This is a genomic window from Pelomonas aquatica (assembly GCF_026712205.1).
Lineage (GTDB): Bacteria > Pseudomonadota > Gammaproteobacteria > Burkholderiales > Burkholderiaceae_C > Pelomonas > Pelomonas aquatica.
Genome location: NZ_JAPPUW010000010.1, coordinates 90,686 through 112,383, shown reverse-complemented (window position 1 = coordinate 112,383; position 21,698 = coordinate 90,686). Strand labels below are relative to the sequence as shown.

Genomic DNA, 21,698 nt, shown 5'->3' with positions numbered 1-21,698 from the left:
CCTTGACGAGCCTCTACCTCGACCATCTCGCGACGCTGCGGCGCCAGGCCGAAGCCGCGCTGGAGCGCAGCGGCCACGACGCGCTGCTGATCGCCTCCGGCATCGAGAAGTACGCCTTTCTCGACGACCGGCCCTATCTCTTCCAGCCCAACCCGCACTTCAAGCACTGGCTGCCGCTGCCCCAGCATCCGCACTGCTGGCTGGCCGTGCGGCCGGGCCGCAAGCCGCGCGTCGTCTACTACCAGCCCGACGACTACTGGCATGTGCCGCCCAGCGCGCCCGGCGGCGAGTGGGTGGAGGCGGTCGAGCTCGTCGTCATCCGCGAGCCCGAGGACGCCGCGCAGGCGCTGGCCGACCTCGTCACGCCGCGCGCCGCCATCCTGGCCGAGGCCGATGCGGCCCTGCCCGGGCTGGTGCCCAACAACCCCGAGGCGCTGCTGAACCTGCTGCACTGGGCGCGGGGCGTGAAGACGCCCTACGAGCTGGCGCAGCTGCGGGCCGCATCGCGCCGCGCGGCGCCGGCCCACATCGCCGCGCGCGAGGCCTTCCTGGCCGGCGCCAGCGAGGCCGAGATCCACCGCGCCTATCTCGTCGCCAGCGGCCACACCGACCGCGACCTGCCCTACGGCAACATCGTCGGCCTCAACGAGCATGCCGCGGTGCTGCACTACCAGTACCAGGACCAAGCCCGGCCCGCCGAATCGCGCAGCTTCCTGATCGACGCCGGCGCCCAGGTCAACGGCTATGCCAGCGACATCACGCGCACCTGGGTCGCGTCGGGCCATGCCGAGTTCGCGGACCTGATCGCCGCGATGGAGGGCGCGCAGCTCGGCCTCGTCGACGAGGTGCGCGAGGGCGTGGACTACCGCGACATCCACCTCAGCGCCCACCGCCGCACCGCGCGCGTGCTGCGCGAGGCCGGCATCGTCGCGATGGGCGAGGAGGCCATGGTGGCCGAGGGCGTGACCAAGCCCTTCTTCCCGCACGGCATCGGCCATCTGCTGGGCCTGCAGGTGCACGACGTCGGCGGCTTCATGGCCAGCGAGACCGGCGGCGTGGCGGACAAGCCCGAGGGCCACCGCTATCTGCGCCTGACGCGCCCGCTGCAGGCCGGCATGGTGGTCACCATCGAGCCGGGCCTCTACTTCATCCCGACGCTGCTGAAGCAGCTGCGCGCATCGCCGCAGGCCGCGCTGGTGGACTGGGCGCGCGTCGAGCGCCTGGCGCGCTACGGCGGCATCCGCATCGAGGACGACGTGGTCTGCCGGGCCGGCGGCGAGGCGCCGGAGAACCTCACGCGGGACGCGTTCGCGGCGCTGGGCTGAGCGCGGCCAGCAGCCCGGCGCAGCCAGCCTCGACGAGATCCAGCACGCGCTCGAAGTCCTCGGCCTCGCCGTAGTAGGGGTCGGGCACGATGCGCGAGCCGGCGTCCGGCGCATAGTCCATCAGCAGCCCGAGGCGTTCGCGCCGCGCCGGCGGGCACAGGTGGCGGGCGCGAGCGAGGTTGTCGTCGTCCATGGCCAGCACGAGGTCGAAGCGCTCGAAGTCCGCCGCCTGCAGCTGGCGGGCGCGCAGTGCGCCGAGGTCGTAGCCGCGGCGCAGCGCATGGGCCTGGCTGCGCGCGTCGGGCGGCTCGCCGGCGTGGTAGCCCTGCGTGCCGGCCGAGTCCACTTCGATGTGCAGCCCGGCCGCCGCCAGCCTGGCGCGCATGACGCCCTCGGCCGTCGGGCTGCGGCAGATATTGCCCATGCAGAAGAACAGGATGCGGCGGACGCTCATGGCGAAACGCCCAGACCGAGCCGCCGGCACAGCTCCAGCGTCAGCGCGCTCTGGTTCAGCGTGTAGAAGTGGATGCCCGGCGCGCCGCCGTCGATCAGGCGCTCGCACAGCCGCGTGACGACGTCCAGGCCGAAGGCGCGGATGGCGGCGGCGTCGTCCATGAAGCCTTCCATCTTCATCTGCACCCAGCGCGGGATCTCGATGCCGTCGCGCTGCGCGAACTGCGCGATGCGGCCGTAGTTGTGGAAGGGCATGATGCCCGGCACGATGGGCTGGGTGACGCCCAAGCGGCGGGCCTCGTCGACGAAATGGAAGTAGGCGTCGGCGTTGAAGAAGAACTGCGTGATCGCGCCGTCGGCGCCGGCGCGCATCTTGTCGGCGAAGTGCTGCAGGTCCTTGGCGGCATAGCGCTGCTGCGGGTGCACCTCGGGGTAGGCGGCGACCTCGATATGCCAGTCCGGCCCTTGCGTCTCGCGGATGAAGGCGACCAGCTCGGACGCGTAGCGGAACTCGCCCGCCGTGGCCGTGCCGCTGGGCAGGTCGCCGCGCAGCGCGACGACGCGGTGGATGTCCTGGGCGCGGTAGGTCGCGAGGATCTCGGCGATGTTCTCGCGCGTGGAGCCCACGCAGGAGAGATGAGGCGCGGCCTCGAAGCCGGCGGCGGCGATGTCCATCACCGCGCCGAGGGTCTTGTCGCGGGTGGAGCCGCCGGCGCCGTAGGTGACGCTGAAATACTGCGGCGCCAGCGCGCCCAGCTCGCGCACGACGGTCTTGAGCTTTTCGACGCCGACCGGCGTGTTGGGGGGAAAGAATTCGAACGAGACGGAAGTGCTCATCGGGACGCGTGTAGAAAGAATTCGCGGTTGCCATCACCGCCGGTGATGGGGCTGTCGAAATAGTCCAGCACCTTGAGGCCGAGGGCCGTGCAGGCCAGGCGCACGCGGGCTTCCAGTCGCGGGTAGTCGGCCTCGTCCTTGACGAGGCCGCCCTTGCCCAGGGCTTGTGGCCCCAGCTCGAACTGCGGCTTGATGAGCACGAGCAGATGGCCGTGCACCTCCAGCCAGGGCAGCAGCTCCGGGAGGCTGCCCACCATGGAAATGAAACTCAGGTCGCCGACGACGAGGGTGAAGCCGCCCGTCGGCGCATGCGGGCGCAGCAGGTCCAGCTCGCGCACATGCATGCCTTCCAGCGCCGTCACGCGCGCGTCGGCCTGCAGCCGCGGGTGCAACTGGCCGTGGCCCACGTCGACGCCGACGACATGGCGGGCACCATGCGCGAGCAGGCAGTCGGTGAAGCCGCCCGTGCTCTGGCCGACGTCCAGCACGGTGTGGCCGGCGACGTCGAAGCCGCTGCGCTTGAGCGCCCCTTCCAGCTTGAGTCCGCCGCGCGATACATAGCGCAGCTCCGCGTCGTCGGTGACGCGCAGCTGGGCCGTGTCGGGCAGGTCTTCGCCGGCCTTCCTCAGCGCGGCCCAGCCGGTGGGCGAGGCCCATTCGGCCGCGCCGTTGGCGATCAGGCGCTGGGCCACCGAGCGGGTCGGCGCGAGGCCCTGGGCGACGAGGAGCTGGTCAGCGCGCATCAATACCGGTAGGTGTCGGGCTTGTAGGGGCCCTGCTTGGACACGCCGATATAGGCGGCCTGCTCCTCGGTCAGCTCGGTCAGCTGCGCGTTCAGCGTGGTCAGCTGCAGGCGGGCGACCTTCTCGTCGAGGTGCTTGGGCAGCACATAGACCTTGCCGATGTCGTAGGCGTTCTGGTGCGCGAACAGCTCGATCTGCGCGATGGTCTGGTTCGCGAACGAGCTGGACATGACATAGCTCGGGTGGCCCGTGCCGCAGCCCAGGTTCACGAGGCGGCCCTTGGCCAGCAGGATGATGCGCTTGCCCGGCTTGCCATCAATACCGGGGAAGATGACGTGGTCCACCTGGGGCTTGATCTCTTCCCACTCGTACTTCTCGAGCGAGGCGACGTCGATCTCGTTGTCGAAGTGGCCAATGTTGCAGACGATGGCGTTGTTCTTCATCGCGGCCATGTGCTCGTGGCGGATGACGTTCTTGTTGCCGGTGGTCGTCACGAAGATGTCGGCCTTGTCGGCGGCGAACTCCATTGTCACGACGCGGTAGCCCTCCATCGCGGCCTGCAGCGCGCAGATGGGGTCGATCTCGGTGACCCAGACCTGGGCCGACAGCGCGCGCAGCGCCTGGGCCGAGCCCTTGCCCACGTCGCCGTAGCCGGCCACGACGGCGATCTTGCCGGCCACCATCACGTCGGTGGCGCGCTTGATGCCGTCCACCAGGCTTTCGCGGCAGCCGTAGAGGTTGTCGAACTTGCTCTTCGTGACCGAGTCGTTCACGTTGATGGCACGGAACAGCAGCGTGCCCTTGGCCGACATTTCCTTCAGGCGGTGCACGCCCGTCGTCGTCTCTTCCGTCACGCCGATGATCTCGGCGCTCTTGCGGGTGTACCAGCTGCCGTCCTCGGCGAGCTTCTTCCTGATGGCCGCGAACAGGATGCGCTCCTCCTCGCTGCCGGGGTTGGCCAGCACCGAGAGATCCTTCTCGGCCTTCTGGCCCAGGTGCATCAGCAGCGTCGCGTCGCCGCCATCGTCCAGGATCATGTTGGGGCCTTCGCCGGCCTCGCCCTTGCCGGCGAACTCGAAGATGCGGTGGGTGTAGTCCCAGTAGTCCTCCAGCGTCTCGCCCTTGTAGGCGAACACCGGCGTGCCGACGGCGGCCAGCGCCGCGGCCGCGTGGTCCTGGGTCGAGAAGATGTTGCAGGAGGCCCAGCGCACCTCGGCGCCCAGGGCCTGCAGCGTCTCGACCAGCACGGCCGTCTGGATGGTCATGTGCAGCGAACCGGCCACGCGTGCGCCCTTGAGCGGCTGGCTGGCGGCGTATTCCTTGCGGATGGCCATCAGCGCCGGCATCTCGTGCTCGGCGATGCGGATTTCCTTGCGGCCCCAGTCGGCGAGCGACAGGTTCTTGACGATGTGTTGGGCGGCGGCAGTCATGCGGGCTCCTTCAAGCGAATGAAGCCGCTGGCGGTCGACGGGTGGGGCATTCCTCACCCGGGCACGGACGGCCAGCGGGTGAGCGCAGTTGCAGGGGGCTGGACTTCCGAGCCTGGCCTCGAGCTGAGGTTGCAACGCTCCTCGGAAGAGGCGGCATTCTAGCCGGCGGCGCTGCGCAACAGCGTGATGTCCTCCCGCGGCGGCGCGCCGAACAGCCGCCGGTACTCGCGGCTGAACTGCGACGGGCTCTCGTAGCCGACGCGGCGGGCGGCGCTGGCGGCCAGGTTCGGCCATATGCGCGCGCCGGACGGCAGCATGCTGCGCATCGACGGCAGCCCGGCCCATGTCCGCGAGGCCTGCGACGCCAGCCTGCAGCGCCTGGGCGTGGAGCGCATCGATCTCTACTGCCAGCACCGCGTCGACAAGACCGTGCCCATCGAGGAGACGGTCGGCGCGATGCCGTCGACGCGCTGCTGCGCCGGCACGCCGTGGCCGGCCTGCGCTACCCGGCGGCGCAGATCGGGGCGGTGAACGCTTAGCGGCCCGGCGCCTCAATCGCCGGCGCGCCGCGCGGCCAGGTAGGCGGCCTGCACCGTCCGGGCCAGCAGGCGCTGCCCCGTCAGGCTGGGGTGCACGTCGCAGGCGGTGAGGCTGGCCGCGCTGCCGTTGAGCAGGCCGGCCTTGCAGGTGTTGCCGGCCGCGAAGGGCCTGGCCGCCGCCTTGTAGAAGGCCGTGAACGCATCGGCCACGACCGCGCCATTGGCGGCGGCCGCGCCGGCTAGGGCCTGGTTGAGGGCGATGGACAGGCCGGTCTGGGCCGGGTCGCTGTAGTCGAGCGAGTAGTAGTTCACCACCATCAGCACGCCCTTGAAGCCGGAGGCGCGCAGATTGCTCAGGATGGTGTTCAGGTTGCCGTACACGGCCGCCAGGGCCGCGGGCAGGCCCGCCTGTATGCAGGCCGGGTCGCCCTTGCAGGCGGCCTGGAGCAGGAAGCCGTCGTTGGCCCCCAGGCTCAGCGTGACCAGGCGGGTGTTGCGGTGGGCGGCCAGAAAGCTGCGCGCGAACTCCATCTGGGTGCCGGCGTAGCGCTCATGCAGTGGGAAGCTGGCGCGGTAGCTGCGGCAGCCGTTGTCCGGCACGGTCGCCGACAGGAAGGAGGCCGAGGTCTCGCCGGGGCAGGAAGGGTTGCTGGCGTCCAGGTGCAGCGCATGCCCCGCGATCTCCGGGTAGCCCAGGAAGTTCTCGGGGTTGACCCAGGCATAGCCGTCCTGCTCGATGTAGCCGAAGACCACGCTGTCGCCGAGCGAGAGCATGGGGGCCTTGCCGTCGTCGGCCAGGGCCAGGGCCGAAGTGCCGATCATGAGCAATGCCGTTGCGCTACGAGCGATGCGGCGCGCGGCGCGCGCCAGCGGGCTGCTGGTGGTGGTCATGGGAGCTGCCTCTTTGGGTGGATGTTTGAGGCCGGCTCGCGACCGTCGCGAGAGGTCTCCGGCCCGACCATGCGACGCCCGCCGGGCCGCAACCAGCGGGCAAACCCTTTCTTCTGTGGGCAGCGCCTTCAGCCGAGGCCGAGGAAGCCGGCCAGCCGCTGTTCCTCGTCGGCCAGCACGGCCCTGAACCCGGCATCGCGCGGCGCGCGGCCGGCCACATAGCCGTACTCCACCCGCAGTTGGCCCTCCTTGACGCCCGCATTGGCCCAGCCGATGACCTGGTCCCGCCACAGCAGCGGCAGCGCGTAGTGGCCGCGCACGCGCTTGGTCGCCGGCGTGTAGGCCTCGAAGCGGTAGGCCCAGCCCCACAGCAGCTCGAAGCGGCGGCGGTCCCAGACGACCGGGTCGAAGGGGGCCAGCAGCCGCACCTGGCCCGGGATGCGCCAGCCGCGCGTCGGGTCCTCGTCGGCCGGCCAGTACCAGTCCGTGCCGTCGACACTGGCGTGGGCCAGGCGCTCCTTCGCGCGCTGCAGCGTCGGCTTGCGCAGCGACTCCCACTGGTGGGCGGCGTTGAAGAGCATGTGGATGAGCTGGGACAGGCTGCCGGCCGGCAGCGGCGCGTATTTCTGCACGAGGGTGTCGGCCATCGCGTCCATCGCCGCCTGCGGGTCGGGGTGGGGCGCCCAGGGCGGGGCGAGCGCATAGACCCGTGTGCCGCTGTCGCGCCGCACGACGTCGAGGTGGCCGCGGTAGTGCAGGCCGTCGAGCAGCTCGGTCGAGAGCCGGCTGTTGCCGCCGAACCAGTTCCTCACCGGTCCGTGGTCCAGCGCCGCGTCGACATCGGCCGGGTGGGCCTCGCCCAGGCGCCCGACCTCGGCCAGCACCGCGTCGGCGAGCTTCCAGCGCGCCTTGTCCCAGACGCGGCGCGCCGTGCGCGGGTGCATCAGCGCGCGCAGCGCGGGCGTGACGAAGCCGTAGTTGATGAAGAAGTCCTCCTGCAGCGGCAGGCGCGGGTAGCGGCGCTCCAGGTCGCCGGCCCGGTAGCTCTTGACGCGGTGGCGCAGCGTCAGGTCCTGGGCGCGGGCCGGGGCGCGCAGCGGGTCGGCCTGCACGAAGCCGCCGAGCTTCTCGACGGCCTTCAGCAGCGTCGTCGGCGTGAAGAGGCTGCGCGCGACCGCGTGGCGGCGCAGGGCGGGGAGGTCAACGGCTGTCGGCATCGGGGGCTTGCTTGCGGGCATACATGTCGGCGTCGGCGTGCCTGAGCAGGGATTCGGTGTGCTGGCCGTCGTCGGGGTAGACGGCGATGCCGATGCTGGCGCAGACCGCCTGGCCGGCCGGCGCGGCGCCGGCCAGGCTGTCCAGCGGCCGCCGCAGCGCCGCCTCCAGATGCTGCCGGATGGCCTCGGCCTCGGCACGGTCGTCGACCGATTCCAGCAGCAGCACGAACTCGTCGCCGGCATAGCGGGCCACGAGGTCGCCGCTGCGCACGCCGGCGCGCAGGCGCTGGCCGACCTCCTGCAGCACCGCGTCGCCGACGCCATGGCCGAAGCGCTGGTTGATGTCCTCGAAGCGCTCGAAGTCGATGAACATCACGGCGAAGGGGCGGCGGTCGCCGCGGCGGCGCTGCCGCAGGATGCGGTCCTCGATGCGGTGCAGGATGGCGCTGCGGTTGGACAGGCCGGTGAGCTGGTCGGTGCGCAGCCGGCGCTGCATGTCGGCGAAGCTGCGCGCGAGCTCGCCGAGTTCGTCGTTGCGGTGCACCTCGGGCGGCTCGTCCAGCATGCCGTCGCCGACGCGCCGTGCCGTGTCGGCCAGCCGGCGCAGCTCGCGCGAGACGATGCCGAGCACGGCCCAGCCCAGGGCCAGCACGATGGCGGCGCCCGCGGCGGCCAGCAGGCCGGCATGCACGAAGCCGCGCTGCAGGCCGACCAGGAAGTCGGACCGCGGCACGGCGACGACGATGGTCCAGTCCAGCCCCAGCGCCGGGTCCAGGCGCGCGAAGCCCAGCATCACGCGGTGGCCGCCGCGGTCGGCGAAACCGGCCGTGCGCGGCGCCGTGCCCAGCGCCCCGGGGCCGGCCGTGGCGCTCAGGTGGCGGACGGCGTCGTAGGCATCGGCGACGAGGGCGTCGCTGCTCTGGTTCGCGTTCAGCCGCGCCAGGTCGCCGCCGCCCGGCGGCGACTTCATGGGGGCGCCGCGCGAGACGCCGACGAGCCGGCCGTCGGCCTCGACGACCATCGCGACGGCGTTCTCGCTCAGCGTCACGCGCGACAGCAGCGCGCTGACCTGGCGCAGCGGCAGGTCGGTCGCGACGACGCCCTCGGTCTCGCCGGCCGCGTTGCCGATGCGCTTGGTGCGGGTGGTGACGAGGTCGCGGGCCTTGAAGTCGATATAGACCGGCGACCAGGCCAGCGGCTGGGTGCCGGCCAGCGCGGCCCGGTACCAGGGGCGCTCGCTGGCCTCGAAGATGCTGTCCTCGCCGACCGGCGAGCGCAGCGTGCCGCGGATGCCGCTGAGCCGGTAGATCGTGCGCGGGCCGCCGTCGCCGGTGCGCAGCCTCAGCTCGGCCTCCTGTTCGGAGAAGCGCCACAGGCCGATGAAGTGGCCGTGGCGGTCGCCGTAGTAGACATAGTTGTTCGGGTCGCGGTGCACCGAGGTGGCGAGCCAGAAGCGCTCGCGCAGCGTGGCCAGCTCCTGCTCCGGCCCGCCCTCGGGTGCGGGCAGGCCGGTCGGGAAAGCGACCTCCAGCACCGCGTCGGCGCCGCCGACGTGGCGGGCCAGCGAGGCGCCGATGCGGTTCACGGCCTCGGCCACCAGCTGGCCGCACAGCGTGTCCACCGTGTCGCGCCCGGCCCGCCACGACAGCGTGCCCATCAGCAGCACCAGGCCCAGCACCAGCACGACATAGGGCAGCGTGAGCAGGCTGCGCAGGCTGAGACGGTCGGCCAGGGTTCTGATCGGCAAGGGCGGCTCCCGCAGCGGTTCGAGGGCAGGCACAGGTTAGCAGTGCGCCCGACGGCCGGCACTAGAATTCAAGGTTGCCCTGCGCCTCCCGCAGCCGCTCATTCAAGGAAATCACCGTGTTCATCTCCAACGCCTATGCCCAGGCCGCCCCGGCCGCCGCCAGCCCAGAGTCCGGCCTGCTCGGCATGCTGCCCCTGGTGCTGATGTTCGTCGTGCTCTATTTCGTCATGATCCGGCCGCAGATGAAGCGCCAGAAGGAGCAGAAGGCCATGATCGAGGCGCTGGCCAAGGGCGACGAGGTCGTCACGGCCGGCGGTGTCATCGGCAAGATCGCCAAGCTGGGCGACAACTTCGTCCACCTCGAAGTGGCCAGCGGCGTCGAGCTGCAGGTCCAGCGCGGCGCCATCACCCAGGTTCTCCCTAGGGGCAGCTTGAAGTAAGCCGGCCCGGCGTCACCTCCGGCGGCGCTAACAAGGAAGTCTCATGAACCGCTATCCGTTCTGGAAGTACGCGATCCTGCTCGTCGCGCTGCTGATCGGCACCCTCTACACCCTGCCCAATCTGTTCGGCGAGGCGCCGGCCGTGCAGGTGTCTTCGGCCAAGGTCACCGTCAAGATCGACACTGCGCTGCAGAGCCGCATCGAGGCGGCTCTGAAGGACGCCGGCGTCCAGGCGGACTATGTGCAGTTCGACGGCAATTCCATCAAGGCCCGCTTCGGCGACACCGACACCCAGCTCAAGGCCAAGGACGCCATCAGCAAGGCGCTGAACGCCGACCCGGCCGAGCCGACCTATATCGTCGCGCTGAACCTGCTGTCGCGTTCGCCGCGCTGGCTGTCGGCCCTGCATGCCGACCCGATGTACCTGGGCCTGGACCTGCGCGGCGGCGTGCACTTCCTGATGCAGGTCGACATGAAGGCGGCCCTGACGAAGAAGGCCGAGGCGCTGACCGGCGACGTGCGCTCCCTGCTGCGCGAGAAGAACATCCGCCATGCCGGCATCACCCGCGAGGGCAACACCGTGCTGGTGGCCTTCCGCGATGCCGAGCAGCGCGCTGCTGCCGTCGAGCTGCTGAAGAACCAACTGCCCGACGTCATCTGGACGCCGCAAGGCGAGGGCAGCGAGCTGCAGCTGACCGGCGGCCTGAGCCCCAAGGCCCAGATCGCCGTGCAGGACGCGGCCATCAAGCAGAACATCACGACGCTGCACAACCGCGTCAACGAGCTCGGCGTGTCCGAGCCCGTCATCCAGCAGCAGGGCGCCGACCGCGTCGTCGTGCAGCTGCCCGGCGTGCAGGACACCGCCAAGGCCAAGGACATCATCGGCCGCACCGCCACGCTGGAGCTGCGCATGGTGGACGACAGCGCCGAGGCGCTGGAGGCGCTGAAGGGCAACGGCCCCGTGCCCTTCGGCACCGAGCGCTTCATGGACCGCGGCTTCGGCCCCATCATCGTCAAGCGCCAGGTCATCCTGACCGGCGACAACCTGAACGACGCCCAGCCCGCCTTCGACGAGAACCACCAGCCCGCCGTGGCGCTGACCGTCGACGCCAAGGGCGCGCGGCTCATGAAGGAGACCTCGCGCGAGAACATCGGCAAGCGCATGGCCATCCTGATCTTCGAGAAGGGCAAGGGCGAGGTCGTCACGGCGCCCAAGATCAACTCCGAGCTGGGCAACCGTTTCCAGATCACCGGCGCGATGACGACGCAGGAGGCCAGCGACACGGCCCTGCTGCTGCGCGCCGGCTCGCTGGCCGCGCCGATGGAGATCATCGAGGAGCGCACCATCGGCCCGAGCCTGGGCAAGGAGAACATCGAGAAGGGCATCGCCAGCGTCAGCTGGGGCTTTGCCGCGGTCGCGGTGTTCATGTGCATCTACTACCTGCTGTTCGGCCTGTTCTCGTCGCTGGCCCTGGGCCTGAACCTGCTGCTGCTGATCGCGGCGCTGTCGCTGATGCAGGCCACGCTGAGCCTGCCGGGCATCGCGGCCATCGCGCTGGTGCTGGGCATGGCCATCGACTCCAACGTGCTGATCAACGAGCGCGTGCGCGAGGAACTGCGCGGCGGCGCCTCGCCCCAGCAGGCCATCCACCTCGGCTACGAGCGCGCCTGGGCCACCATCCTGGACTCCAACGTGACGACGCTGATCGCCGGCGTGGCGCTGCTGGTGTTCGGCTCCGGCCCGATCAAGGGCTTTGCCGTCGTGCACTGCCTGGGCATCCTGACCTCGATGTTCTCGTCCGTCGTGTTCTCGCGCGGCCTCGTGAACCTCTGGTACGGCCGCCAGAAGAAGCTCAAGAGCGTCTCCATCGGGCAGATCTGGAAGCCCGAGGCCGAGACGACCGAAGCCGCCAAGGCCTGAGAAAGCAAACGATGGAACTCTTTCGCATCAAGCGCGACCTGCCGCTGATGAAGCATGCGTTGGTCTTCAACGCGATCTCCTTCATCACCTTCGCCGCCGCCGTGTTCTTCCTGGTCACGCGCGGCCTGCACTTCTCGATCGAATTCACCGGCGGCACCGTCATCGAGGTGGCCTACCCGCAGGCGGCCGAGATCGAGAAGACCCGCCTCGTCGTCGAGAAGATGGGCTTCGGCGAAGTGCAGGTGCAGAACTTCGGCAGCTCGCGCGACGTGATGATCCGCCTGCCGGTGCGCGGCGACGTCAAGCAGACCGAGCTGGTCGGCAAGGTCTTCGGCGAGCTGTGCACGGCCGAGTCCGGCACGGTCAGCGAGCACCAGGAGGTCACGCCCCAGGGCGAGCAGGTCAGTAAGCAGATCTGCAAGAAGACGGACGGCGCCGAGCCGATCAAGCTGTCGCGCTCCGAGGTCGTCGGCCCGGCCGTCGGCGCCGAGCTGGCCTGGGACGCGGCGCGCGCGCTGGGCGTGACCATCCTCGGCATCATGATCTACCTGGCCATCCGCTTCGAATGGAAGTTCGCGCTGGCCGGCATCATCGCCAACCTGCACGACGTGGTCATCATCCTGGGCTTCTTCGCCTTCTTCCGGTGGGAGTTCTCGCTGGCGGTGCTGGCGGCGGTGCTGGCGGTGCTGGGCTATTCGGTCAACGAATCCGTCGTCATCTTCGACCGGGTGCGCGAGGCCTTCCGCAAGTTCCGCAAGATGAACACCCACGAGGTCATCGACCACGCGATCACGTCGACGATGAGCCGCACCATCATCACCCACGGCTGCACCCAGCTGATGGTGATCTCGATGCTGCTGTTCGGCGGACCGACGCTGCACTACTTCGCGGTCGCGCTGACCATCGGCATCCTGTTCGGCATCTACTCCTCGGTGTTCGTCGCCGCGGCCATCGCGATGTGGCTGGGCGTCAAGCGCGAGGACCTGGTGAAGACTGCCATCAACCGCGACGACCCCAGCGACCCGAACGCCGGGGCCGTCGTGTAGAGTGATCCGCAACACCCACGATCGCCGCGCCGCCCTGACTCGCCCATGACCGCCGCCCGCAACCAGGCCCTGGCCACCCAGGCACGGCGCGTCTACCTCGAGGCCCTGGTGCGGGGCATGACGCCCCTCGTTGCCGCCATCGGCCAGGGCGCCGCCAACCTGCTGACCCATGGCGCGCCGCATGCCGTCATGATGGCGCGCCGCGACGCGGTGCAGGCCTGGCAGAAGCTGGGCCCCAACTGGCAGATGGCCGTCGTCGGCGCGCTGCGCCACGCGGCCGTGCATGGCGTGTCGGACACCGGCCGCGAGCACGAGCCTACGACGCCGGGCCCCTCGTCGCTGAAGATGAGCCTGGTCGACGACTCGACCATCGAACGCGAGATCACCAGTTCCCGCCTGGCCCTGGTCATGATGGACCGCGCCACCTGGGAGTTCACCGACCTGCGCACCCGCATGCAGGCGCTGGAGTCCCACGACGACCTGGCGCCGCTGGACCTGCTGCGCGCCCACGTCGTCGCCCGCATGGCGCTGGACGCCTGGAGCCGCGTCGGCCTGGACGCCAACATCTGGCAGTTGCTGCACCACGAGCTGCACGAGGAGTTCGCCCAGCTCATCGGCGAGGCCTACCACGAGACCAACCGCTGGCTGATCGCGCAGCAGGTGCTGCCCGAGGTCGACCTGCGGCCCTTCATCCGCCGCACGGCCCAGGCCGCGGCCACCGCGTCCGCGGCGGGCCCCGACCCGACGCCGACGGCGCCCGCCGCGGCGTCCGTACCTTCGGGCGCGCCGGCGCGCAGCAAGGCCAGCGCCCAGGCCGAGGAGGTCATGGCGCAGCTGCAGCGCGTGCTGGCCCGCCATGTGCCGGGCTTCCCGGTCACGACCCGCCAGGTGCCGGCCCGCCCCGGCGCCGGCAAGCCCAGCCTGGCCGGCGCCCCCCCGGCTGGTGCCGACATGGGCGCGCCCAGGCCGGCGCTGGCCGACGCGCCCCTGCCAGGCGCCGGGGCGGCCTCGTCGCCGCGCCTGATGGGCGCGATCCGGCATGCGCAGGAATCCCTGCAGCGCCGCCCCGGCGGCGATGCCGGCGACATCGCCAGCCACAGCGCACCGCGTGCGCTGGAGGAGATCGGCGCGCGCAACCAGGCCTTCAAGCAGGTGCTCAAGCAGGCGGCGGGCACGCCGGCCGAGCGCGCGACCATCGAGATCGTCGCGATGATGTTCCAGAGCATCCTGACCGAGGAGCGCATCCCGGCCACGGTGCGGGTCTGGTTCGCGCGGCTGCAGATGCCGGTGCTGCGCGTGGCCGTCGGCGAGCCGGACTTCTTCGCCGCCGCCGACCACCCGGCGCGCCGCCTGATCGACCGCATGGGCGCCTGCGTGATGGGCTTCAACACCGCGCAGAGCAGCGGCCCCGGCGCCGACCGCGCCAGCGGCGACGCGCTGGAGCGCGAGATCAAGCGCGTCGTGCAGGTCGTCGAGGCTTACCCCGACACCGGCCGGCGCGTGTTCGCCACCGTGCTGACCGAGTTCGAGAAATTCCTCGACCACTATTTCGAGAACGAGAACCAGGCCAGCAGGCGCGGCGTGTCGCTGGCCCAGCAGGTCGAGCAGCGCGAGACGCTGGCCATCCAGTACACCATCGAGCTGCGCAAGATGCTGTCCGAGGTGCCGGTGCAGGAAGGCGTGCGCGACTTCCTGTTCCACGTCTGGGCCGACGTGCTGGCCGTCACGGCCGTGCGCGCCGGCGCCCAGTCCGACACGACCCGGGTGATGAAGCGCGCCGCGGCCGACCTGATCTGGTCGGCCAGCGCCAAGAGTTCGCGCGAGGAGCGCGCCGACGTGATCCGCCGCCTGCCGCCGCTGCTGAAGACGCTGCGCGACGGCATGAGCCATGCCGGCCTGCCGACCGACAAGCAGGACGAGCATGTGCGCCAGCTGAACAACGCGCTGGCCGCCGCCTTCACGGCCAAGACGGCGGCCATCCCGCGCGAGCGGCTGGACGAGCTGATGGACCAGCTCGAGACGCTGGAGGCCATGCTGCCCGAGGACGTCGAGGGCGGCGACAGCCATGTCGACGAGATGCTGGTGCGCGACCTGTCGGGCCACGAGTCCGAGGGCATGGAGGTCGTCGCCGAGGGCGGCTCGGCGCCGACGCCGGCCATGGTCGCCTGGGCGCGCGAGCTGCAGGTCGGCGGCTGGTTCATGCTGGACTACCGCGGCCGCAACGAGCAGGTGCAGCTGGCCTGGCGCGGCCTGCGCAAGCAGCTGGCCCTGTTCGTCACGCCCAAGGGCCGCGGCGTGCTGTTCTCGCTGAACCGCATGGCCGCCTTCCTGCAGGCCGGCCTGCTGCTGCCGGCGCAGGACGAGGCCCTCACCGTGCTGGCCACGCGCAAGGCGCTGGCCAAGCTGGACGCCGACCCCGAGCAATTGCTGAAATGAAAAACGGCGCCTCAGGCGCCGTTTTGCTGTGTGAGACCCGCTCAGTGGATCAGCCGGTCCTCGGGCGCGACGAAGAGCTCGTCCAGGATCAGCGCGTCGGGCTCCTCGCCCAGGCTCCAGAACACCATCAGCACGATGATCTTCAGGTCTTCCAGGTCCATCGCGTTGCCGCCGATGGCCATCGCGCGGTCGATGACCATCTCGCGCATCGCGCCGGGCAGCACGCCGGCCGATTCGAGGAAGCTGATGAAGCCGATGGAGGCCTCGCCCAGGTGCTCGACCTCGGCGGCCGAGTAGACGCGCAGCGCATGCGGGCTCTGCTCGCCGTGGTAGGCCTCGCCGGCCGTGGCCAGGCCTTCGAGCCAGTTCAGCGCCTCCTGGATCTCGTCGTTCTCGAAGCCCACCGCCGTCAGCTTGCGGGCCAGCTGCGCGGAATCGGGACAGGCGTCCGGGCGCCAGTAGGTCTCGTAGAGATAAACCAGGACATCGAACATGGTGAGGGGATGATAGCCCAGCGCCCTGACGGGCCCGGACGCGAACAAGCCCTCGGTTCCGGCTCTGATGTCGGGGGATAAGCTCGCTACCCCCGGCCGCGGCGCTGGAACAGCTGGCCGGCCAGGCGGGCGACCTGGCCGTCGAGTTCCAGCTCCAGCAGCGCCGCGTTCAGCTCGGCCGCCGGCCAGCCGCAGCGGGCCATCAGCGCATCCAGGCTGACCGGGTCGAAGCCCATCGCGTCCAGAAGGGCCTGCTGCCCGTGCGGCGCCGCCTCCGCGGGCTGCGGTGCAAGCGGGGTGCCCAGCGGCGGCAATTCCTCCAGCATGTCCTCGGCCGACTCGACCAGCTTGGCGCCCTGGCGGATCAGCGCATGGCAGCCGCGCGCCTGCGGCGAGTGGATGGAGCCGGGGATGGCGAAGACCTCGCGCCCGGCCTCCACGGCCAGCCGCGCGGTGATCAGCGAGCCCGACTGCACGGCCGCCTCGACGACCAGGCAGCCCTGGCTCAGGCCGGCGATGATGCGGTTGCGACGCGGGAAATTGGCCGGCATGACCGGCGTGCCCAGCGAGTATTCGCTGGCAATGAGGCCGCCGGCGGCCAGGATGCGGGCGGCCAGCCGGGCGTTGCGGGGCGGGTAGACCTGGTCCAGCCCGGTGCCGACGACGGCGATGGTGGCGCCGCCGGCATCCAGTGCGCCCTCGTGGGCCGCGGCGTCCACGCCCAGGGCCAGGCCGGAGACGATGGCATAGCCGCTCTGCGCCAGCGCGCGCGCAAACGCGCGGGCGTTGTCGCCGCCCTGGGCCGTCGGGTTGCGGCTGCCGACGACGGCGATGGACGGCGCCGCCAGCAGCTCGCGCCGGCCCTGCAGCCACAGCAGCAGCGGCGGGTCGGCCGTGGCCAGCAGGCGCGGCGGGTAGTCGGCGTCGCCAAGCGCGAGCAGGCCGTGGCCGGGTTCGGCCAGCCAGGCCCCGGCCCTGCCCAGCAGCTCGGCCAGGTGTTCGGGCGGCTTGCCCAGGGCCGCGCGCTGGCGTGGCGGCAGGGCCTGGTCCAGCGCGGCGGCGGGCAGCTCGAAAACGGCCTCCGGGCTGCCGGCCATCGCGAGCAGCCGCCGCGCGGCGACCGGGCCGACGCTCTCGGTCAGCCTGAGCCAGGCGGCCAGTTCGGCCGGCTCCAGCATCGCCGGCGGGTCAGGGCTGAGTGAAGCGGTCGCCGGCCTTGACCGGCTCCTTCACGGTGATGATCAGCGCATAGGACACGCGCTGGTAGACCTCGAAGACGAACAGCACGCCGTGGCGCTCGTCGGGCAGGCGGATGGATACCGAGCGGTCGCCGGTGGCGTCGACGGCCGCGGCGCCGTTGCGCCACAGCGCGAACACATGGCCGCGCTCGACGCCGTCGGCCGCGCCGCGGTTCAGCGCGACGATCTGGTTCTGGCCGGCGTTCAGCGCCTCGCCGTAGATGGACACGACCTGGCCGGCCAGCGGCTTGTCGGGGGCATGCGGCACATAGCGCTGCAGGGAGCGCTGCGGCGCGGGCGCGAGCCGGTCGCCGATGCCGACTTCCTGCTTGGCCTGCTTGATCAACAGCGTCGCCGGCACGATCTCGGTCTTGCCGTCGGCGTTCTGGCGGTCCTCGCCGGCGCGGACCAGGTCGGCCGTGCCGACATAGGGCGCCTCGTAGCCGAGGATTTCCTGCGTGGCCGGGTCGCGCAGCGCGCGCGCACCACGGAAGACGCGGAAGTCGGTCGCGCCGCCGAAGTCGCCGCGGGCATAGGCCAGGTCGCCCTGGCCGAGCACGACATGGCCTTCCTGGGCGGCGACGATGCGCGGCGCGGTGGCCAGCACGTCGGTGTCGAAGACGGCGGTGTCGGACAGGAAGGGCTGGATCAGGTTCAGCGGGATGTTGGGGATGGGGCTGGAGTCCAGCGCCGAGATGCGCATCTGCGGGCTGAGCCTGACCGTGCCGCCGGCCGCATCGCCGCCGACGCGCTGGCCGAACTCCAGGCGCGCACGGCCGTCCTTCTTCACGAGCAGCAGCACCTGGCCGGGGTAGATCAGGTGGGGGTTGCGGATCTGCTCGCGGTTCATGCCCCACAGCTCGGGCCAGCGCCAGGGGCTTTTCAGGAAGAGCTTGGAGATGTCCCACAGCGTGTCGCCGGGCACGACGACATGCCGGTCGGGCGCGTCGGGCGCCAGCTCGGACAGCGGCACGCCGACGCTGGCGACCGCGTCGGCCACGCGGCGCTGCTCGGGCGTGATGGGGAGCTTGCTGGCTTGCGCCCACGCCGAGGTCGTCGCGAGGGTCAGGCAGGCCGCAAGGACTGCAATGTGGGCAGGGCGGGCAGCGGGCATCAGGCGCAGTCTCCGAAGGGGTTGCCGGATCGGCGAAAATCCGGGTGATTCTGCCCGCATTCAACCCGGCCGGACCGCGCTTGCGAGTGCTTACAACACAGGCGCCGTGGCCGCCGGCCCACACCCCATGGCCCAACTGCACATCCTCCGCTACCCCGACCCGCGCCTGCACACCGTCGCCAAGCCCGTGGCCGAGGTGGACGCCCGCATCCGCAAGCTCGTCGACGACATGCTCGAAACCATGTATGCCGCCGACGGCGTGGGCCTGGCCGCGACCCAGGTCGACGTGCACGAGCGCGTCGTCGTCATCGACACCTCGCAGGAGCGCGACACGCCGCGCGTGCTGATCAACCCCGAGCTGGTCAAGGTCAGCGAGCGCATGGTCGACGGCGAGGAGGGCTGCCTGTCGGTGCCACAGATCTACGACAAGGTGCCGCGCCATGCCGAGGTCAGCGTGCGCGCGACCAACCGCGACGGCGAGGTCGTCGAGTTCGACGCCGACGGCCTGCTCGCCGTCTGCGTGCAGCACGAGATGGATCACCTGCTGGGCAAGGTCTTCGTCGAATACCTGAGCCCCCTCAAGCGCGACCGCATCAAGACCAAGATGGTCAAGAAGGCCCGCGAGGAAGAGCTCGAAGCCAAGCGCCGCAACCAGAGGCTCTGAGTCCGATGCGCGTCGTCTTCGCGGGCACGCCCGAGTTCGCCGCCGTCGCGCTGGACGCGCTGCTGCGCGCCGGCTTCACGGTGCCGCTGGTGCTGACCCAGCCCGACCGCCCGGCCGGCCGCGGCATGAAGCTGCAGGCCTCGGCGGTCAAGCAGCGCGCCATCGCGGCCGGCTTGTCCGTCGCCCAGCCGCAGGGCCTGAGGCTGGACGGCAAATACGCGGCCGATGCCGCCGCCGCGCGCGACGCGCTGGTCGCCGCGGATGCCGACGTGATGGTGGTGGCCGCCTACGGCCTCATCCTGCCGCAGTGGGCGCTGGACACCCCTCGGCGCGGCTGCCTGAACATCCACGCCTCGCTGCTGCCGCGCTGGCGCGGCGCGGCACCCATCCACCGCGCCATCGAGGCCGGCGACGCCGAGACCGGCGTCACCATCATGCAGATGGACGCGGGCCTGGACACCGGCGCGATGTGCGTCGTGGAGCGGCTGAAGATCGGCGCCGGCGACACGACGGCCACGCTGCACGACCGCCTCGCCGAACTGGGCGGCCGCCTCATCGTCGAGGCGCTGGAGATGGCCGCCTGCGGCGGCCTGCCGCAGACGCCCCAGCCGGCCGAAGGCGTCAGCTACGCCCACAAGATCGAGAAGGCCGAGAGCAGCATCGACTGGACCCGGCCGGCCGCCGAGATCGAGCGCCGGCTGCGCGCCTTCGACCCCTTCCCCGGCGGCGTCGCGGCGCTGGCCGGCGAGGCCGTCAAGGTCTGGCGGGCCGAGGTCGTCGAGGGCCGCGGCGCGCCGGGCGAGGTCATCGCGCCGGGGCCGGTCGTGGCCTGCGGCGAAGGCGCGCTGAGGCTCACCGAACTGCAGCGCGCCGGCGGCAAGCGCGGCCCGGCGGTGGCCTTCCTGCAGGCGCGGCCCATTCAGGTCGGTGAGCGCTTCGGCGCTTGAAACATCTGCCGCGTGGCACCATCTGCCGCGTTGCCTGCACCCTGGAGTCCGCAAGATGTTCAACCTCGTGAAGACCGCCGTGCTGATGGCCGCCATCACGGCGCTGTTCATGGTCATCGGTTCCTACATCGGTGGCCAGACCGGCATGCTGGTGGCACTGCTGGTGGCCGTCGGCATGAACTTCTTCAGCTACTGGTTCTCGGCCGACATGGTGCTGAGGATGTACAACGCCCAGCAGGTCGACGAGAGCAGCGCACCGCAGTTCTACCGCCTGGTGCAGGAGCTGTCGCAGCGCGCCGGCCTGCCCATGCCGAAGGTCTACCTCATCGACGAGGACGCGCCCAACGCCTTCGCCACCGGCCGCGACCCCGAGCATGCGGCCGTCGCCGCGACGACCGGCATCCTGCGCCTGCTGTCCGAGCGCGAGCTGCGCGGCGTGATGGCCCACGAGCTCGCCCATGTGGCCCACCGCGACATCCTCATCAGCACGGTCAGCGCGACGATGGCGGGTGCGATCTCGATGCTGGCCAACTTCGCCGCCTTCTTCGGCGGCCGCGACGAGAACGGCCGGCCGACCAACCCCATCGCCGGCATCGCCATCGCGCTGCTCGCGCCGCTGGCCGCCAGCCTGATCCAGATGGCCATCAGCCGCGCCCGCGAGTTCGAGGCGGACCGCGGCGGCGCCGAGATTTCCGGCGACCCGGCCGCACTGGCCGCGGCGCTCGACAAGATCCACCGCGTCGCCCAGGGCATCCCGCTCGTGCCCGCCGAGGCCCATCCCGAGACGGCGCAGATGATGATCATGAACCCGCTGTCCGGCGGCGGCATCGCCGGCCTGTTCGCGACCCATCCACCGACCGAGGAGCGCATCCAGCGCCTGCTCGCGATGGCCCGCGGCGGCGGGCACTGACTCAAGTTGGCGCCGCCGCGGCCGATACCTGACACGATGAAGCGCCTTCTTCTCGCCCTGCCCCTGCTCGCGGCCCTGAGCGCCTGCGAGCAGCTCGGCATCGACGACCCCGTCAAGCTGGCCGCCGCCAAGGAGGCCGAGGGCAAGGCCATCGGCAGCGCCTGCCGGCATGCGATGCGCGCCATCGAGGACTGCTACACCCTCAATCCCAAGGCCCAGAAGGCCGCCGTCTACGCCGGCTGGCTGGATATGGACGCCTATATGCGCGACAACAAGCTCGAGGGCATCGTGCCCGTCGTGCCGCGACCGGGCGCCGCCAAGGCCAAGGCCGACGAAGAAGAGGCTGCCAAGCCCGCCGAGAAGCCGGCGGAAAAGGCGGCCGACAAGCCTGCCGACAAGGCCAGGGGCCACTGACGCGGCGCCGGCCCGGCCGCGCCGCCCGCATTTCGTGCCCCCGATCCGGCGCATCGTCGCGCCGGCCTCGACCGGCCCCGGCCGGCTGGCCAAGATGCGGCCCATCGCAACCCGATGGAGCCCGCCATGAACACCACCCGCCGCCTCTTCACCATCGCCGGCCTCGCCGCCGCGCTGGCCGCCACGACCGCCGCACAGGCCTGGGGCTGGGGCAGCGGCGAGCGCATCACCGGCAACGGCGATGTCGCCACCGAGGTTCGCGAGACCGGCGCCTTCGACGCCGTGGCGCTGGCCGGCGGCTTCCGCGTCGTCATCCGCCAGGGCCAGGGCAACAAGGTCGAGGTCAGGGCCGACAGGAATCTGCTGCCCTATATCGAGACCCGCGTCGTCGAGGGCAGCAGGGGCCGCACGCTGGAGATCGGGCCGAAGAAGGGCGTCGACCTGTCCACGTCGAACAACTCCGGCCTGAGCCTCGAGATGCCCACGCTGCGCGCCGTGGCCGTGGCCGGCTCCGGCAGCGTGAAGGTCGAGGCGATGAAGACCGGCGGTGTCGACGCGGCCATCGCCGGCTCGGGCGACATCCGCTTCGCCGGCCTGGACGCCGAGCGCCTGGGCATGAAGGTCAGCGGCAGCGGCGACATCGTCGCGGCGGGCCGCGCGGGCAGCGCCACCGTCGCCATCGCCGGCAGCGGCGGCGTGAAGGCCGCCGAGCTGGCCGCCGAGGAGGTCAAGGTCAGCATCGCCGGCAGTGGCGATGCGCTGGTGCAGGCGACGAAGCGGCTCAATGTCAGCATTGCCGGCAGCGGCGACGTGAGGTACGCCGGCTCGCCGGAAATCTCCAGCTCCATCGCCGGCAGTGGCAAGGTCCGCCGAATCGGCCAGTGATCCCTAA

The 21,698-nt window shown here is 71.1% G+C and carries 21 protein-coding genes, 1 pseudogene and 1 riboswitch; of the genes and pseudogenes, 11 read left to right on the top strand and 11 right to left on the bottom strand.

Annotated elements, in window-relative coordinates:
* Positions 1-2: 2 nt before the first annotated feature.
* Positions 3-1,325, top strand: coding sequence for a Xaa-Pro dipeptidase (pepQ, locus tag NYP07_RS12660; RefSeq protein ID WP_268150954.1), 1,323 nt, complete (start codon positions 3-5; stop codon positions 1,323-1,325).
* On the opposite strand, the gene NYP07_RS12655 is transcribed toward pepQ, so the two are convergent.
* The 5 genes and pseudogenes from NYP07_RS12655 to NYP07_RS12635 all read right to left on the bottom strand — a co-directional run.
* Positions 1,294-1,779 (bottom strand): low molecular weight protein-tyrosine-phosphatase, encoded by a 486-nt coding sequence (locus NYP07_RS12655; protein ID WP_268150953.1) that lies wholly within the window; start codon positions 1,777-1,779, stop codon positions 1,294-1,296. The two genes, pepQ and NYP07_RS12655, sit on opposite strands and share 32 nt — an antisense overlap.
* Positions 1,776-2,615, bottom strand: a complete 840-nt coding sequence (metF, locus tag NYP07_RS12650; RefSeq protein WP_268150952.1) for a methylenetetrahydrofolate reductase [NAD(P)H] — start codon at positions 2,613-2,615, stop codon at positions 1,776-1,778. Before metF ends, NYP07_RS12655 begins: the two co-directional genes overlap by 4 nt.
* Positions 2,612-3,358 carry a TlyA family RNA methyltransferase gene (locus NYP07_RS12645; RefSeq protein ID WP_268150950.1) on the bottom strand — a complete coding sequence of 249 codons (747 nt, stop codon included), beginning with the start codon at positions 3,356-3,358 and terminating at the stop codon, positions 2,612-2,614. Before NYP07_RS12645 ends, metF begins: the two co-directional genes overlap by 4 nt.
* Positions 3,358-4,788, bottom strand: coding sequence for an adenosylhomocysteinase (gene ahcY, locus NYP07_RS12640; protein ID WP_268150948.1), 1,431 nt, complete (start codon positions 4,786-4,788; stop codon positions 3,358-3,360). The genes NYP07_RS12645 and ahcY overlap by 1 nt, the downstream gene beginning before the upstream one ends.
* Before the next feature lie 73 nt (positions 4,789-4,861).
* Positions 4,862-4,937, bottom strand: a riboswitch (S-adenosyl-L-homocysteine riboswitch).
* Between the two features lie 9 nt (positions 4,938-4,946).
* Positions 4,947-5,069 (bottom strand): annotated as a pseudogene (locus tag NYP07_RS12635) (AraC family transcriptional regulator); the annotation flags it as partial.
* 34 nt (positions 5,070-5,103) lie between these two features.
* Here NYP07_RS12635 and NYP07_RS12630 point away from each other — a divergent pair.
* Entirely contained in the window at positions 5,104-5,319 is a 216-nt protein-coding gene (locus NYP07_RS12630) for an aldo/keto reductase (RefSeq protein WP_338091313.1), read from the top strand.
* A gap of 20 nt (positions 5,320-5,339) precedes the next feature.
* Here the strand turns inward: NYP07_RS12630 and NYP07_RS12625 are convergent, their stop codons facing one another.
* From NYP07_RS12625 to NYP07_RS12615, 3 genes are all read right to left on the bottom strand, one after another.
* Positions 5,340-6,218: a GDSL-type esterase/lipase family protein gene (locus NYP07_RS12625; RefSeq protein ID WP_268150946.1), complete on the bottom strand. Its 879-nt coding sequence runs from the start codon at positions 6,216-6,218 to the stop codon at positions 5,340-5,342.
* 128 nt (positions 6,219-6,346) lie between these two features.
* The gene (locus tag NYP07_RS12620; protein WP_268150944.1) at positions 6,347-7,435 is read right to left on the bottom strand and encodes a DNA glycosylase AlkZ-like family protein; all 1,089 of its coding nucleotides are present in this window, start codon (positions 7,433-7,435) and stop codon (positions 6,347-6,349) included.
* Complete coding sequence (locus NYP07_RS12615) at positions 7,419-9,182, bottom strand: diguanylate cyclase domain-containing protein (RefSeq protein WP_268150942.1); 1,764 nt, start codon at positions 9,180-9,182, stop codon at positions 7,419-7,421. The genes NYP07_RS12620 and NYP07_RS12615 overlap by 17 nt, the downstream gene beginning before the upstream one ends.
* A 116-nt stretch (positions 9,183-9,298) precedes the next feature.
* On the opposite strand from NYP07_RS12615, the gene yajC reads away from it, so the two are divergent.
* From yajC to NYP07_RS12595, 4 genes are read left to right on the top strand one after another with little or no spacing between them, the layout of a single operon-like run.
* Positions 9,299-9,622, top strand: coding sequence for a preprotein translocase subunit YajC (gene yajC, locus NYP07_RS12610; protein ID WP_268150940.1), 324 nt, complete (start codon positions 9,299-9,301; stop codon positions 9,620-9,622).
* 43 nt (positions 9,623-9,665) lie between these two features.
* Positions 9,666-11,543, top strand: a complete 1,878-nt coding sequence (gene secD, locus NYP07_RS12605) for a protein translocase subunit SecD (protein WP_268150938.1) — start codon at positions 9,666-9,668, stop codon at positions 11,541-11,543.
* An 11-nt stretch (positions 11,544-11,554) separates the two neighbouring features.
* Entirely contained in the window at positions 11,555-12,589 is a 1,035-nt protein-coding gene (gene secF, locus NYP07_RS12600; protein WP_268150936.1) for a protein translocase subunit SecF, read from the top strand.
* A 45-nt stretch (positions 12,590-12,634) separates the two neighbouring features.
* On the top strand, positions 12,635-15,025 hold the full coding sequence (locus tag NYP07_RS12595; RefSeq protein ID WP_268150934.1) for a DUF1631 family protein: 2,391 nt from the start codon (positions 12,635-12,637) through the stop codon (positions 15,023-15,025).
* A gap of 41 nt (positions 15,026-15,066) precedes the next feature.
* Here NYP07_RS12595 and NYP07_RS12590 read toward each other — a convergent pair whose 3' ends face one another.
* From NYP07_RS12590 to NYP07_RS12580, 3 genes are all read right to left on the bottom strand, one after another.
* Positions 15,067-15,519, bottom strand: coding sequence for a Smg family protein (locus NYP07_RS12590; protein ID WP_268150932.1), 453 nt, complete (start codon positions 15,517-15,519; stop codon positions 15,067-15,069).
* Between the two features lie 86 nt (positions 15,520-15,605).
* Positions 15,606-16,697, bottom strand: coding sequence for a DNA-processing protein DprA (gene dprA / locus NYP07_RS12585; protein WP_268150930.1), 1,092 nt, complete (start codon positions 16,695-16,697; stop codon positions 15,606-15,608).
* Between the two features lie 10 nt (positions 16,698-16,707).
* Positions 16,708-17,871: a LysM peptidoglycan-binding domain-containing protein gene (locus NYP07_RS12580; protein ID WP_268150928.1), complete on the bottom strand. Its 1,164-nt coding sequence runs from the start codon at positions 17,869-17,871 to the stop codon at positions 16,708-16,710.
* A 127-nt stretch (positions 17,872-17,998) separates the two neighbouring features.
* Between NYP07_RS12580 and def the strand changes: the two genes are divergently transcribed.
* The 5 genes from def (at position 17,999) to NYP07_RS12555 (ending at position 21,691) form a co-directional block, all read left to right on the top strand.
* Complete coding sequence (gene def / locus NYP07_RS12575; RefSeq protein WP_268150926.1) at positions 17,999-18,535, top strand: peptide deformylase; 537 nt, start codon at positions 17,999-18,001, stop codon at positions 18,533-18,535.
* 5 nt (positions 18,536-18,540) lie between these two features.
* Positions 18,541-19,482, top strand: coding sequence for a methionyl-tRNA formyltransferase (gene fmt / locus NYP07_RS12570; protein WP_268150924.1), 942 nt, complete (start codon positions 18,541-18,543; stop codon positions 19,480-19,482).
* A 55-nt stretch (positions 19,483-19,537) separates the two neighbouring features.
* A complete protein-coding gene (gene htpX / locus NYP07_RS12565) occupies positions 19,538-20,392 on the top strand; it encodes a zinc metalloprotease HtpX (RefSeq protein WP_268150922.1) in 855 nt (284 codons plus the stop codon).
* A 36-nt stretch (positions 20,393-20,428) separates the two neighbouring features.
* On the top strand, positions 20,429-20,806 hold the full coding sequence (locus NYP07_RS12560; RefSeq protein WP_268150920.1) for a hypothetical protein: 378 nt from the start codon (positions 20,429-20,431) through the stop codon (positions 20,804-20,806).
* A gap of 126 nt (positions 20,807-20,932) precedes the next feature.
* Complete coding sequence (locus tag NYP07_RS12555) at positions 20,933-21,691, top strand: head GIN domain-containing protein (protein WP_268150918.1); 759 nt, start codon at positions 20,933-20,935, stop codon at positions 21,689-21,691.
* Positions 21,692-21,698: the final 7 nt, after the last annotated feature.